Here is a 14368-nt window from a genome sequence, read left to right as displayed (position 1 = left end):
TGCTTCATATTTGACGTATGGCTAGATCGAGGTGGAGTCGAGCCAGTTGAGCTTGCACTCGAGAATGCGCTGCTCGCCGGGTTGGCTGCTGCCATCAAGCAAGGCGAGCAGCATCTCGGCCGCCTCCCTGCCTTCCTGGTCGACGGGCTCGATGATCGTGGAGACGGTCGGCGTGGTGAGGTTGGTCCAGTCTTCGCAGTTGAGTCCCAAAAGACCTATTTGCTGCGGAAGTAGATGGGCCATGGGTTGGAGGGCCTTGTAGACACGGGGAAGCGCCCATTGGTTTTGTACGAAGATGAGCGTGCGCTTGGCGGGGTTGAACTTGTATTTAAAGTATTCGGTGAGCTCGTTGATTGACGGCTTGTTGTGATCGATGGGGATGGCTTTGTAGAGCTGCCCATTCGCGGCCAATGCCTCGGCATATCCCTGAAAACGTTCCATGCGAGTGCGCATTTCGGTCATGTTGGCGGCGATGGAAAAGAAGTCTTCGTAGCCGGCGTCGAGAAGCGCCTGCGTGGCATTGTACACGCCGTCGTAGAGGTTGGTTTTGATCCAGCTGGTGCCTGGGCTGTAGATGGCCGCGTCAAAAAAGACGACGGGCTTGCCGGCGCGCTTGATGCGGTCGTGGACTGCCTTGAAATTTGCCGTGGGCTGGATGATAAAACCATCGACGCCCAGTGAGAGCATTTTGTCGACATACATGAGCTCGGTCTCGGGGTTAAAGTTGCTCGTGCAAACGACCGTCTGGTAGCCCGCGGGGAGCATGACCTGCTCCATGCCGTTGAGGACGAGGCCCGCCCATTTGTTGGTGTTATCCAAGATGATGATGGCGATGACGTGGGTCTGCTTGCCGGTGAGCGTTTGCGCTTGGGCGTTGGGAACGTATCCGAGTTCCTTGATGACGCGCGCAATCTTTGCCTGCGTCTTCTCGCTAAGCTTTTCTCGTTTGTCGTTGAGGTAATACGAGACGCTTGCCGTCGAGGTTCCCGCCTCTCGAGCGACGTCTGCGATCGTAACGCGCTGTTTTGCCACAGCGACTCCTTCCGACAGATGAGCATTTTCCAACATGATGACTTTGAGTCTTGGTGAGGGATGCGCTTTGGTGAGCGACTTTTTCCTTTCATATGAGTATGCAACAAATGCGGTATATGGGTGGGGTCGAAATTTGTGACCGGCATGCGCATCTGCCGTCTACCGAGAAAATCAAATACTTCTTGACTTTTGAAATCGATGGTAAAATCGCAGGATTCATTTTTGGTTAAACGCATAACTAAATAGCGTAACCAACGCTCTGACCTGCGCGTTTACCGAAATAAACTGGCATTAAGAAAAACGAGCACCTATATTGGTCTTGTCGAAAAGACAGCAAGTCCAAACGGCAGGGGATGCTCCGGAGGCCTCCGCAAACGGTGTCTTGCGCACGCAACTCTATGAAAAGAGGGAAGCAATGAAGATCGTAGGCGTTGCCGCCTGTACCGTGGGTATCGCCCACACGTATATGGCCCAGAAGGCGATTCAGGATGAATGCGCCGCTCGTGGCATCGAGTGCAAAGTCGAGGCTCAGGGTGGTCTGGGTATCGAGAATGAGCTCACGCAGGAAGACGTTGATTGCGCCGACCTGGTGCTCGAGTCCGTCGACGTGGGTGTCGAGAACGAGGACCGTTTTGAGCAGAAGATGGCCGAGGGCAAGTTCCTCAAGGTCGGCACCTCGGATGTAATCGCCGATCCGGTAAAGATTATCGACCAGGCTGTCGAGATCATCAAGGCGACGGGCGGTGCCGTTGACGCGTCCAAGGCCGAGGCCAAGGCAGAGAAGAAGGCCGTCTCCGCTGCCCCGCAGGCCCCGACACCGGCGTCCAAGCAGTCCATCTTTGCCGACCCTGGCAAGACGCTGCTCAATGCATTCAATACCGGCGTTTCCTATTTTATCCCCATCGTCGTTATCGGTGGCGTGTTCCTCGCCTTCTCGTTGGCATCCGGTACTGCCGGTGCTAGCGGCATGGAGGTCACCAACCCGTTGATGGTGAGCCTTAACACTATCGGCATGGCCGGCATCTCTATGATGATTCCGGTGCTTGCGGCATACATCGCCTACTCGATGGCCGGTAAGCCCGCACTTGCCCCCGGCTTCGTCCTGGGCTACTTGGTTAACAACGCCGTCGTCACCCCGAGCGGCAACAGCGTTTCGACCGGCTTCTTGGGCGCCATGATCATGGCTGTCATCTGCGGTTACTTTGTCCGCTGGATGAAGACCTGGAAGGTCAACAACACCATCCAGACCATCATGCCCATTCTGATCATCCCGATTCTGACCTCGCTCGTCCTGGGCATGGCTTACATCTACATCCTGGCCACGCCGCTTGGCTTTGTGATGGATTGGCTCACCAGCGTGCTCGGCAGCCTGCAGGGCGGCTCCGCCGTCGTCTTGGGCCTGGTCATTGGCGTTATGACCGCTTTCGATATGGGTGGCCCCATCAACAAGACCGCTTCGACCTTTACCATGGCCATCATGGCCTCCGGCATCTACGGCCCCAACGGTATGTTCCGCGTCGCCGTCGCCATTCCCCCGATTGCTTGCGGCCTCGCTGCGCTCATCGCCAAGAACAAGTTCGATGACGCTGACCGTCAGATGGGCATCTCTGCGCTGTTCATGGGCTGCATCGGTATTACCGAGGGCGCTATTCCCTTCGCGGTCAAGGATCTTGGCCACACCCTGCCCGGCATTTGCATCGGCTCTGCCGTGGGCGCGGCGCTTGCCGCCTTCCAGGGCATCGACTGCTATGTTCCGCATGGTGGCTTTATTGTCGCCCTGGCCACCAACAACGTCGCGCTGTTCTGCCTGGACATCGTGATTGGCTCCTTGGTCGCCGCTGCAATCCTGATTGCCATGAAGCCCACGCTCGATAAGCAGGCCAAGTAAACCTTTAAGGACTCCGGTTGTGCGGAGGGATGGATTTGACTCCGCACAACCGCCCCTACACAACAAAATCCATCCGCACTGATAGGGCCCACATCTGGGTCCCAGGGAACTTTTGTCAAAAATCCTCTGGAGAAGGAGAACAAAATGTCCAACCTCACCATCCGCCAGGCCGTTCAGGGCATGCTCAAGCTGCAGGACAGCGGCGATCACGCAACCATGGTCGGCATTGGCCCCATGAGCCCCAACCTGATTCAGGCCGTGTTCGAGCTTGCCAAGGACGAGGATTTCCCGCCCATGTTTATCGCTAGCCGCAACCAGGTCGATATGGACGAGATGGGCGCCGGCTACGTCAACGGTTGGGACCAGACGCGCTTTGCCGCCGACATTAAGAAGGTTGCCGACGAGGTGGGTTATACCGGTCCGTACTACCTGTGCCGCGATCACGGCGGTCCGTGGCAGCGCGACGAGGAGCGTAACGCCCACCTGCCCGAGGACGAGGCCATGGAGCTCGCCCGCAAGTCCTTTGTCGCCGACATGGAGGCAGGCTTTGACCTGCTGATGGTCGACCCCACCAAGGACCCCTATCAGATCGGCAAGGTTATTCCGCTCGACGTGGTGCTTCGCCGCACGATCGATCTTATCGACTATCTTGAGCAGTACCGTCGCGAGCATAACCTGCCCGAGGTTGCCTATGAGGTCGGTACCGAGGAGACCAATGGCGGCCTGACCTCCACCGACAAGTATGAGGAGTTCATTTCTCAGCTGCAGCCCGAGCTCGAGAAGCGCGGCTGCCCCATGCCCACCTTTATCGTCGGCCAGACCGGTACGCTCACCCGTTGGACCGAGCAGGTCGGTCATTACAACTTTAAGAATGCCCGCGAGCTCGCCGACATGGCCAAGCGCTACGGCGTGGGCCTGAAGGAGCACAACGCCGACTACCTGGACGACGCGACGCTGCTCGAGCACATCCCGGCACACGTGACCGCTTCCAATGTCGCCCCTCAGTACGGCACCGAGGAGACCCGCGCTTACCTCAAGCTCTGCGCTACCGAGCAGATTCTGGTCGACAACGGCCTGTGCGACGATCCCTCCGATCTGTATCACACGCTGCTGGTCAAGGCCATCAAGACCGAGCGCTGGCGCAAGTGGATGACCGGCGACGATGTCAACCTGCAGGTTGACGACATTCTGGCCGACGACGAGCTCAGCCTGAAGATTCTGGATGTCTCCGGCCACTACGCGTTCAACGATCCTGAGGTCAAGGAGCAGGTCGAGAAGCTCTATCGCAACCTCGCTGCCCAGGACATTGACGGCAAGCGCTTTGTGATCGAGCACATCAAGCGCCCGATCAAGCAGTACGTCGTCGGTCTTAACCTCAAGGGCGTTACGAGCCGCATCGAGAAGGCTCTCTAAGTAGCTTTTCCTACACGACGCCGGGCCTGGGGCATGTCCCAGCTGCAGGCCCGGCACATAGGACAAAGGGACATCCCCTTTGTCCTATTTTTTGAGTTTTGGATTCCTTAGAAGGAGTTTGCACCATGAAGTTCTTTATCGATACCGCCAACCTTGACGAGATCGCCGAGGCCAAGAGCTGGGGCTGCCTTGCCGGCGTCACCACCAACCCGTCCCTGTACGCCAAGACCGGCGGCAAGCTCGCCGACTTTGAGCCCCATATGCTCAAGATTGCCGAGCTCTGCGAGGGCCTGCCCGTGTCTGCTGAGTCCACCGCGACCACTGCCGAGGGCATGATCGAGGAGGGCAAGCGTCTTGCCGCCCTGGCTCCCAACATCGTGGTCAAGCTTCCCGTGTGCGAGGCCGGCCTCGCCGCCTGCCGCGCCCTGGCCGATGCGGGCGTGCGCGTCAACATGACGCTTGTTTTCTCGCCGACGCAGGCCCTCATGGCCGCCAACGCCGGTGCCCGCTACATCAGCCCGTTTGTCGGCCGCTTTGACGACATCGCCGAGGACGGCATCTCGCAGCTCGACAATGTCGTGACATGCATCAAGAACTATGACTGGACCGGCAAGAACGTCGACGACACCGTCGAGATCATCACCGCTTCGGTCCGCACGCCCAACCACGTGACCCAGGCGGCTCTTCTTGGTGCCGACATCGCGACCGTGCCCATGGCCGCTCTCAAGAAGTGCCTGCATCACCCGCTGACCGACCAGGGCCTCGCCTCTTTTGAGGCTGACTGGCAGAAGGTCGTCGCTCAGGCTTAACGACCGGGTTGCCCTCGGCATCGCGCCATCCGGTGCCGGGGTTGTTCTCAAGAGAGGAATTCGTATGACCAACCAGGAGCTGGCGAAGGTCGCCAATGAGGTCAGGAAGGGTGTCGTGACTGCGGTTCACGCGGCCAAGTCGGGACATCCGGGTGGATCGCTCGGTGCAGCCGACATCATGACGTATCTGTACTTTGAGGAAATGAATATCGATCCTGCCGACCCTCACAAGGCCGATCGCGACCGCTTTGTGCTCTCCAAGGGTCACGCGGCGCCGGGCCTGTATTCGGTGTTGGCAAATCGCGGCTATTTTCCCGTCGAAGAGCTCGAGACGCTCCGCCATATTGGCAGCCGACTGCAGGGCCATCCCAACATGAACGATACCCCAGGCATCGATATGTCCACCGGCTCGCTCGGTCAGGGCATCTCTGCTGCAGTTGGAATGGCGCTTGCCGCTAAGCACTGGGGCGACAGCTACCGTGTCTACACGTTGCTGGGCGACGGTGAGTGCGAGGAAGGCCAGGTGTGGGAGGCGGCTATGTTTGCCGGCAACCATGCGCTCGACAATCTTGTTGCCGTCGTCGACCACAACGGCTTGCAGATTGACGGCACGATCGATGAAGTCAACTCGGCCATGCCGCTTGCCGACAAGTTCCGCGCCTTTAAGTGGCATGTGATAGAGCTAGCCGATGGCAACGACATGGCGCAGATTGAGGCGGCTTTCGCCGAAGCTCGCGAGGTGACCGGCGCGCCCGTCGCTATCATCGCCGAGACGGTGAAGGGCAAAGGCGTCTCCTTTATGGAGAACCAGGTTGGCTGGCATGGCAAGGCGCCCAATGACGAGCAGTTTGAGCAGGCCATGGCCGAGCTCGCGGCAGCAGGAGAGGAACTCTAATGGCAGAGGTCAAAAAAGTCGCCACGCGCGTAAGCTACGGCGAGGCACTCGTCGAGCTGGGCAATGAGCACGATGACTTTGTAGTGCTCGATGCCGACCTGGCTGCCGCTACGCAGACGGGTAAGTTTAAGACTGCCCATCCTGAGCGCTTTTACGATGCCGGCATCGCCGAGAGCAACCTGATGGGTCTTGCCGCCGGCATCGCGACCACGGGCCGCGTTGCTTTTGCGAGCACCTTTGCGATGTTTGCCGCCGGTCGCGCCTACGAGCAGGTCCGCAATTCCATTGGCTACCCGCACCTCAACGTCAAGATTGGCGCCACCCATGCCGGCATTTCGGTGGGCGAGGACGGCGCCACGCACCAGTGCTGCGAGGATATCGCACTCATGCGTACGATTCCGGGTATGACGGTGGTCGTTCCCGCCGACGATGTCGAGGCCCGCGCCTGTGTGCGCGCCGCCTATGAGTTTGAGGGGCCGGTCTACATGCGCTTCGGCCGCCTGGCAACACCGGTCATCAACGATCACGAGGACTACGAGTTCAAGATCGGCCGCGGTGTTGTTGTACGGGAGGGCTCTGATGTCACGATCGTCACGTGCGGTCTCATGGTCGCTGAGGCACTCGCTGCTGCCGAGGCGCTCGCTGCCGACGGCATCGATGCTGAGGTCATCAACATGCATACGATCAAACCGCTCGATGAGCGTTTGGTGGTTGCCAGCGCCAAGAAGACCGGTCGCGTGGTCACCGCCGAGGAGCATTCGATTATCGGTGGTCTTGGCGAGGCCGTTGCCTCGGTGCTCGCGGAGCAGCATCCAGTGCCGATGCGTCGCGTCGGCGTGCGCGATGTGTACGGCGAGTCCGGCCCTGCGGTCGATTTGCTGCATAAGTACGGTTTGGACGCCGACGGCATCGAAGCTGCGGTCAGGTCCGTGTTGTAAGGAAGGCTTTCCATGGGGTTTGTATCTGCCAACCAAGTGACGATTGGCTACGCCGCCGCCTCGCGCGAGGACGCGCTGCATTATCTGTCCGAGCAGGCTGTTGAGCTTGGTTTTGCCGATGACGCGTCTGCTGTAGAGGCGGCTTTTATTGCTCGCGAAAACGAGGCCGAGACTGGCCTCGTCGCCGGTTTTGCCGTTCCGCATGCCAAGAGCGATGCGATCCATACGCCGGGCGTGGCCGTGCTCAAGCTGTCCGAGCCTGTTGAGTGGCCGAGCTTTGATGGCGTGCCCGTCGATGTGGCGCTCGCGCTGTACGTGCCCGCCGGCGAAGCGGGAACCACGCACCTGCGTCTGCTCTCCAAGGCTGCCGTGATGCTGATGGATGCTGGCTTCCGTGACAGGGTGCGCGAAAGCACCGATCCTGTCGAGATTGCCGAGCTCATCAACGCCGGGCTCGAGGGCTAGAACGGGCTCTCCGTTCCATTAATCGATCCTTCTCCAAGGAAAAGGGCCGCGACGCTATAGGCGTCGCGGCCCTGTCTGCGTTTCCCCAGATAAAACCTGCCAAAATAAACCTGTCCCTTTTTGGTAGGTTACTGGTTCATGTTGCCGTGGATGTAGGGGGTGACCTCGGGGGAGATATGGCCGCAGCCTAGGTTGCGCAGGGCAGATTCGATGGCGGCGGGAAGCGGGGCCTTGCCCTCGTCGTTGACCGCGGTGCTGCCGAGGGCGGCGATCTTGGCGACGTCTGCCGGCGCGGCCTCGATATGCATGCAGCCGCCGACGAGGCGTGCGCGGACCTGGTCCAGGCCAAGGTCGTGCAGGTAGTCCTCACAGGTGCGGATTACATCGACCTTCTCGCGCGTGAGCTCCTCGCCCGTGGGGACTCGCGTGGCCAGGCAGGCTCCTGCCGGCAGGTTCCAGACGGGGTATCCCCAGGCGCGTAGCAGCTCGCGCTCCTCGTCCTTGGTAAAGCCGACCTCCATAAGCGGCGAGCGCACGCCGAGCTCCTGGGCGGCGCGCATGCCGGGGCGGTAGTCGCCGCGGTCGCTTGCGTTGCTGCCGTCGATGACGGTGGGAAAACCCAGCGACCTGGCGTGGTTGACGATGGCGGTAAAGCCGGCGCGCTTGCAGTGGTAACAGCGGTCGGCGTCGTTGCAGGCTACCTGGGGGAGCTGCAGCTGATCGACCGAGAGGTTGAGCACGGGGAGCTTGAAATGCGGCCCCTCATCGGCCTGCCCGTCAACCGCCCGCTCAAACGAAGCCTGCTCGGGCGTGCCGATGAGCGGCGTGGTGAGGTGAACGAGAAGCGTGCTGGCGGGCATGATGCGGGCGCAGACTGCGGCCAAAAAGCTGCTGTCGACGCCACCGGAAAAGCCGATGGCGACGCGTCCGTATGCCAAAAGCAGCTGCTCGAGCGCTGTGAGTTTGTCCTGAAGCCCCTCTGCAGGTGCGGTGGTGTCTGAAAGCATGAATCGATCCTTGCCGTTGAGTACTCGGTCGAAAACTATAATCCTACCGAGCCGCTTGTCATAAGACTTCTATCTATGTAACGAAAGTGCAATATGCTATATACGTTATATACAAGTTTACAGGTGCGGTAAAGTTGCGGGAGTACAGCAGCGCGAAGCGATGGGGGACCGATATGATCAATGCCGTTATTTTCGACATGGACGGAACGCTGGTCGATACCGAGCGTTTGGGTATCAAGGCGTGGAAGGCGGGCGCGGCCGAGCTGGGATTCGCGATTGATGATGCGCTGATCCATCAGTTTATCGGCCGCACGCTGCCTGATGTCATGGAGATCCTTGATGGGCATTACGGCGGCCGCGAAACCGCTGAGGCGATCTATCGTAGTCACAAGGAGATTCGCGACGAGATGGTCAAGACTGATCTGGAGCTTAAGGGCGGTGCCGCCGAGTGCCTGGACGAGCTGCTGGCTGCGGGCTATCACGTGGGTCTTGCGACGTCGTCGCGCCATGTTACCGCCGAGCGCAACCTTAAGATGGTCGGCCTCTTTGATAAGTTTGAGACGGTGACCTGCGGCGAGGACGTCGTACACGGCAAGCCCGACCCTGAGATGTACCTGCTCGCCTGCGAGCGCGCGGGCTTTGCTCCCGAGGAGTGCGCCGTGGTCGAGGATTCCCGCAACGGCTGCGTCTCGGGCATCACGGCCGGCTGCCACGTCTTTGCCGTTCCCGACATCGTGCCGCTGCCGCAGGACGTGGTGGATGGCTGCGAGACTGTGCTCGATACGCTGTTCGATCTGCCGGCCGCGGTCAAGGCCGTGCGCTAGCGTTCGCACGTGAGTCGCCATATCCCGCACCCGATCCCGCGGGACGGTGACGGTAACTTTTAGTTTGTGGTTGTCGAGGGCGAGGACGTTGACGGCCCGACTCACCACATGGCTGCCTGCCTGGTCAGCCAGGCTGACACGATCCTTAAGGTCGCCAAGATTTTGAAAGTGCCTGTCGAGGTCGTTTGCCGCCAGTTTAGTTGCGCGGTTTTGCCAAACCACGCAACGACTCGACGCTGTAGCGTTCAAATGAGAAACCACCGCAAGGGGGACGGTCCCCTTTGCGGTGGTTATGGCTGTTCAGGGGCCGAGCTGTGACTCCAGTCTCGGTCTACTCCAGGAGCCAGTCGATCACGTTGCGCTTGCGGACTCCTTCGTAGTTCGCGTCCGCAAACAGCGTGTCGAGCGTAAGAAGCGTCTTGGGGTAGTTGTCTCGGACTTTCTTAAAGGGGGCCAACTCTCGATTGAGGGTAGTTTCGTCGAGCGTTGTGGCTGAAACCTGAAAATAGGCTGTCTCGTCTGACTTTAGGGCAACAAAATCGATTTCCCCGCCGTCGATATTGCCCACGTAGACGTCGTATCCACGGCGTAGGAGCTCGAGATAAACAACATTTTCGAGGATATGACCGATATCGCTGCTTTGGGTTTTGACGAGAGCACCTCTAAGTCCAAGGTCAACGGCGTAGTATTTGCCGTTTGTTGAAAGAAGCTGCCGACCGCGCACGTTATAGCGCGGAGCAAAGTACAGCACAAGGCTGTCTGTTAAGCCTTTGAGGTATTTGGCTACGGTTTTCTGGTCGGTTTTGTTGCCGTTGGACGAGAGCGTGTCGGAGATTTTTTTAATCGAGATCCGGTTTCCAATGCTATGGAGTAGGAACTTGGTGATATCGCGCAGGGTCGGGACGTCCGAGACCTTCAGGCGTTCGATAACGTCGCGTATGACGATGGTATCGTAGAGGCTCATAAGATAATCGCGCGCCTGGGGTCCCTGAATACCCGTCTCGGCGATAAAGGGAAAAGAGCCCCGGGTGATGTACTCGTCAAACAACTGCGCAGGAGCCTTTCCGTCATTGGTTTTTGCCGAGCAAAACTCTTTAAAGGATAGGGGCAGCATCTTGAGCTCTACGTAGCGGCCGGAGAGCAAAGTTGCCAGCTCGCTCGAGAGCAGATAAGCGTTGGAACCGGTTATGTAGAGGTCGACATTGTCCTTGATAAAAAGACTGTCGACGGCTTTTTCGAAATGCTCGACGTGCTGTATCTCGTCCAGAAAAACGTAGTTCATCTTATCGAGGACGAGTCTGGCGGAAATGTAGTCGTAGAGCGCTCTATACGACGTAAGCGACTCGAACTCCAGGTCTTCAAAGTTGAGGGATATAACCTGGTCGCCTGTGATTCCATGATCGCGCAGGTAGCTACGGTAGATTTCGAATAGCTTTGATTTGCCGGACCTTCGCACGCCCGAAACGACCTTGATGACGTGCGAGTCTTTCCACGAAATGAGCCAGTCGAGGTACTGTTTGCGATCAATCAGATTCATGAAACCCCTTTCTTGGCGAGAAAAAACTGGAGCAAAATCAATGCTTATAGGAAATATCTAAAAATATGGAATTGAGTCTATTTTAACAAAAAAGTTAATGAAAAATGGATGACATTCCATAAATATCCGTAGCCGCAGGTCCGGCTAAACGGGGAGGGCACATGGGGCCAGTAAAAAACGCCGCAGCGGGCCTGTTCCCGTTGCGGCGTTTTTTTGTTACAAGTAGGCGCCCAGGTTGATGTCGGTTGTCGGGACCATGGGTTGGCCCGTCGGGTGCGGCTTGGCCTTTTGGGTGCTCACGCGCTCGAGCAAGAAGGGACGCACGAGCTCCTGACGGTTAATGTCCTCGCTGGCCGTGACCGTGGTGACGGTGCGCGCGGCGGAGCCGATGCGGACTCGTTTGGTCTTGGCGGCAGGTTTATCCTCGATTTGTTCCATGAGCAGCTGCACGCCCTTGCGGCCGATCTCGTAGCCCGGTGGTGCTACCGTGGTGAGGGGGACCGATCCGCTCCAGGCAAGCGGGTTGCCATCGCAGCCGGCAACAAGAATCTGGCCGGGGACGGAAATGCCCTTGTCGATCAGCGCCGAGATAACGCCCGAGGCCAATACGTCGGTCAGGCCGATGACAAAATCGGGGCGCTCGTCAGCAGGGCGCTCGGCAATCTGGGCACCGATACTGTAGCCGTCGGCTGCGGTATTCCATTCGCCGGCGTCGATGACCTCAATTTTGATATCGGGATGCAGGGCAAGTGCCTTGTGGATGCCAAGGACGCGCAGAGTGAGCTGCATGAATGCTGCTCGACCCACAACGACAATATGGCGTGCGCCGCGGGCGATGGCGAGCTCGGCGATAATGCGCCCCTGTGCCTCGTTGTCGGCGGCCACGTAGTAACCGGGTTCTGAACAATGGACGTCCAGATGGACGATCGGCACGGGCATTTTAGTCATGGCCGGGTGCCAGTCGGGGGACGCCATGGGCTGAACCATGACGCCGGACATCTGCGTGCCCATAAAATAGCGCAGGTAATGGTCTTCGAGAATGTCATCGTTATCGGCGTTGGCGATGAGCAGGTCGTAGCCGTGCTTGCGGGCCTCGTTGTGGGCGCCGCTGGCGATTTGGAGTGAAAAACCGTGATCGAGACGGGGGAGCACCAGGCCAAAGGACTTGGTGGCGCCGCCCGCGAGCTGGCGAGCGCTTTGGTTGGGCAGGTAGCCAAGGCGATTGATGGTCTCGTTGATGAGCTTGAGGGTCTCGGGACGCAGCTTTTCGGGGTGGTTGAGCGCGTTGGAAACCGTGCCCAGCGAAACCCCGGCTTCGCGCGCGACGTCGCTGATTTTAACCTTTGCCATAGCGGCCCCTTTGATGCGTTTCAAGTACAAGCCAGATTGTAGCATCCCAAACCTACCAAAAAGGGACAGGTTTATTTTGGCAGGTTTTATCTGGGGAAACGCCGTCGCCAGCGCGACCACCACAAAGGTGCCTGTCCCCATTGTGGTGGTTTGGACCGGCTGGGCATGTGTGCATCGGGTGGTATCTAAGTTGAGATACCACTTCTGGTATATCAGCTTGCGTTTGCGTGAGTACAATACTCGAACGTCGTACGTCTCAGCGCCCCTTGTGCGTGGACGTCTTGCAGTCACGCGAACGAAGGGATTTATCCTATGTGCGGAATTGTCGGCTACACCGGCTCTGATATTGCAAAGAACATCCTGGTCACGGGCCTCAAGCGTATGGAGTATCGCGGCTATGACTCCTCGGGCGTTGCGCTCGAGGTGGGCGAGGGCGCCGCGGCGCACCTCGACGTCATCCGCCGCGTGGGCAAGGTCGCGGGCCTGGAGAGCGAGCTTTCCAACATCGACAGTGACGCTACCTGCGGTATCGGCCACACCCGTTGGGCCACCCACGGCAAGCCCTCCGTCGTTAACGCCCATCCCCACACCAGCTGCGACGGTCGTATCGCCATCGTCCACAACGGCATCATCGAGAACTTCGCCGAGCTGCGCGAAGAGCTGGAGGGTCGCGGCCACCACTTTAAGAGCGAGACCGATACCGAGGTCTTCGCGCATCTGATCGAAGAGGCCTATGCCGAGACGCACGACCTGATGGCCTCCGTGCGCGAGGCTTGCACCCACGTGGTCGGTGCCTATGGTCTGGCCGCCGTGTGCGCTGACGAGCCCGGCGTGATCGCCGTAGCCCGCAAGGATTCCCCGATTGTGGTCGGCGCGGGCGAGACCGGCGCCTATGTCGCCTCCGATGTCATCGCGCTCATCGACGCCACCCGCGATGTCGTGGTGCTCGAGGACGGTCAGTTTGCCAAGCTCACGCTCGCAGGCGTCGAGTACACCGACGAGGCCGGCAACGTTATCGAGCCCAAGGTCACCCACATCGACTGGGACCTGGACATGGCCGAAAAGGGCGGTTATCCCGACTTTATGCTCAAGGAAATCCACGAGCAGCCGCGCGTCGTGCGCGACACGCTGGTCGGTCGTATGACGCCGGCCGGCGAGCTCGACATCGACGAGCTGGGCCTTTCGCTCGAGGAACTCAACGACATCGACCGCGTCTACGTGATCGCTTGCGGAACCAGCTATCACGCTGGCCTCATTGCCAAGAATCTCATCGAGGGCTGGGCTCGCATCCCCACCGAGGTTGAGGCGGCCAGCGAGTTCCGTTATCGCAATCCCATCATTACGCCGACGACGCTTGTCGTTGCCGTGTCCCAGTCGGGCGAGACAGCCGATACCCTTGCCGCCATTCGCGACGCGCGCATCAAGGGCGCCAAGGTCTTCGGCATCACCAACGTGGTGGGCAGCCCCGTGGCGCGTGAGAGCGACGGCGTCATCTACACCAAGGCCAACAAGGAGATCGCGGTCGCCTCGACCAAGAGCTTCATCGGCCAGGTCGTGAGCCTGACGCTGCTGGCTCTGCTGCTAGCGCAGGTCAAGTACCGCCTGACCACCAAGCAGGCGCGCATGCTGTTCCGCGAGCTTTCCGATACGGCCGAGCAGATCCAGTGGATTTTGGATACCCAGACCGAGGCCGTGCATGAGGCCGCCCTGCTGTGCAAGGACGCGCAGTCCGCACTGTTCGTGGGTCGCGGCATGGGTGCCGCTATTTCCTACGAGGGCGCGCTCAAGCTCAAAGAGGTCAGCTACCTGCACGCCGAGGCCTACGCCGCCGGCGAGATGAAGCACGGCCCCATCGCCCTGATCGACCCGGGCTTCCCTGTCATCGCCGTGGCCACCAAGAGCGCCACCTACGACAAGACCGTGTCGAACCTTATGGAGTGCAAGGCACGCGGCGCCAAGGTCATCGTCGTTGCCACCGAGGGCGACGAGGAGATCAACAAGATCGCCGACTGCATCGTCCGCGTGCCGGCAGTCCGCGACGTGTTCAGCCCCATCACGGCGAGCGTTCCTCTGCAGCTGCTCGCCCGCGAGGTCGCCATCCTGCGCGGCTGCGACGTCGACCAGCCCCGTAACCTGGCGAAAAGCGTCACGGTCGAATAATCGAGTTCCGCCGTTCTAGCGACTAAGGCCCGGCTCCGCATCAAGACGGA

12 protein-coding genes are annotated in these 14368 nt (G+C 59.5%); 8 read left to right on the top strand and 4 right to left on the bottom strand.

All coding sequences use genetic code 11. The features are described from left to right. Nucleotides 1–21: 21 nt before the first annotated feature. Complete coding sequence (locus tag DXC99_RS08095; RefSeq protein WP_233503769.1) at nucleotides 22–1032, bottom strand: LacI family DNA-binding transcriptional regulator; 1011 nt, start codon at nucleotides 1030–1032, stop codon at nucleotides 22–24. A gap of 415 nt (nucleotides 1033–1447) precedes the next feature. Here DXC99_RS08095 and DXC99_RS08090 point away from each other — a divergent pair, with 415 nt between their 5' ends. From DXC99_RS08090 to DXC99_RS08065, 6 genes are all read left to right on the top strand, one after another. Continuing rightward, on the top strand, nucleotides 1448–2920 hold the full coding sequence (locus DXC99_RS08090) for a PTS fructose transporter subunit IIC (protein ID WP_117582933.1): 1473 nt from the start codon (nucleotides 1448–1450) through the stop codon (nucleotides 2918–2920). A 144-nt stretch (nucleotides 2921–3064) separates the two neighbouring features. After that, complete coding sequence (locus DXC99_RS08085; RefSeq protein WP_055251764.1) at nucleotides 3065–4333, top strand: class II D-tagatose-bisphosphate aldolase non-catalytic subunit; 1269 nt, start codon at nucleotides 3065–3067, stop codon at nucleotides 4331–4333. Between the two features lie 125 nt (nucleotides 4334–4458). Beyond that, the gene (gene fsa / locus DXC99_RS08080; protein ID WP_006235616.1) at nucleotides 4459–5142 is read left to right on the top strand and encodes a fructose-6-phosphate aldolase; all 684 of its coding nucleotides are present in this window, start codon (nucleotides 4459–4461) and stop codon (nucleotides 5140–5142) included. 64 nt (nucleotides 5143–5206) lie between these two features. Further along, a complete protein-coding gene (locus tag DXC99_RS08075) occupies nucleotides 5207–6037 on the top strand; it encodes a transketolase (protein ID WP_089573497.1) in 831 nt (276 codons plus the stop codon). Then, nucleotides 6037–6975, top strand: a complete 939-nt coding sequence (locus DXC99_RS08070) for a transketolase family protein (RefSeq protein ID WP_117629849.1) — start codon at nucleotides 6037–6039, stop codon at nucleotides 6973–6975. Before DXC99_RS08075 ends, DXC99_RS08070 begins: the two co-directional genes overlap by 1 nt. 12 nt (nucleotides 6976–6987) lie before the next feature. After that, the gene (locus DXC99_RS08065; RefSeq protein ID WP_089573499.1) at nucleotides 6988–7440 is read left to right on the top strand and encodes a PTS sugar transporter subunit IIA; all 453 of its coding nucleotides are present in this window, start codon (nucleotides 6988–6990) and stop codon (nucleotides 7438–7440) included. 128 nt (nucleotides 7441–7568) lie between these two features. Here DXC99_RS08065 and DXC99_RS08060 read toward each other — a convergent pair whose 3' ends face one another. Then, nucleotides 7569–8447, bottom strand: a complete 879-nt coding sequence (locus DXC99_RS08060) for an ATP-dependent sacrificial sulfur transferase LarE (protein WP_117629848.1) — start codon at nucleotides 8445–8447, stop codon at nucleotides 7569–7571. A 173-nt stretch (nucleotides 8448–8620) separates the two neighbouring features. Between DXC99_RS08060 and DXC99_RS08055 the strand changes: the two genes are divergently transcribed. Further along, the gene (locus tag DXC99_RS08055; protein ID WP_117629847.1) at nucleotides 8621–9271 is read left to right on the top strand and encodes an HAD family phosphatase; all 651 of its coding nucleotides are present in this window, start codon (nucleotides 8621–8623) and stop codon (nucleotides 9269–9271) included. Between the two features lie 331 nt (nucleotides 9272–9602). Here the strand turns inward: DXC99_RS08055 and DXC99_RS08050 are convergent, their stop codons facing one another. Together DXC99_RS08050 and DXC99_RS08045 are read right to left on the bottom strand one after the other, a co-directional pair. Then, nucleotides 9603–10808, bottom strand: coding sequence for an ATP-binding protein (locus tag DXC99_RS08050; protein WP_117629846.1), 1206 nt, complete (start codon nucleotides 10806–10808; stop codon nucleotides 9603–9605). Between the two features lie 216 nt (nucleotides 10809–11024). Further along, nucleotides 11025–12158, bottom strand: coding sequence for a LacI family DNA-binding transcriptional regulator (locus DXC99_RS08045; protein ID WP_233505701.1), 1134 nt, complete (start codon nucleotides 12156–12158; stop codon nucleotides 11025–11027). Nucleotides 12159–12470: 312 nt separating this feature from the next. Between DXC99_RS08045 and glmS the strand changes: the two genes are divergently transcribed. Continuing rightward, nucleotides 12471–14318 (top strand): glutamine--fructose-6-phosphate transaminase (isomerizing), encoded by a 1848-nt coding sequence (gene glmS / locus DXC99_RS08040; protein WP_117629845.1) that lies wholly within the window; start codon nucleotides 12471–12473, stop codon nucleotides 14316–14318. Nucleotides 14319–14368 lie beyond the last annotated feature (50 nt).

This window comes from Collinsella sp. TF10-11AT, assembly GCF_003437565.1.
Taxonomy (GTDB): Bacteria; Actinomycetota; Coriobacteriia; order Coriobacteriales; family Coriobacteriaceae; genus Collinsella.
The sequence above is the reverse complement of the archived record's forward strand: the minus strand, read 5'-3'. Positions and strand labels throughout refer to the sequence as shown.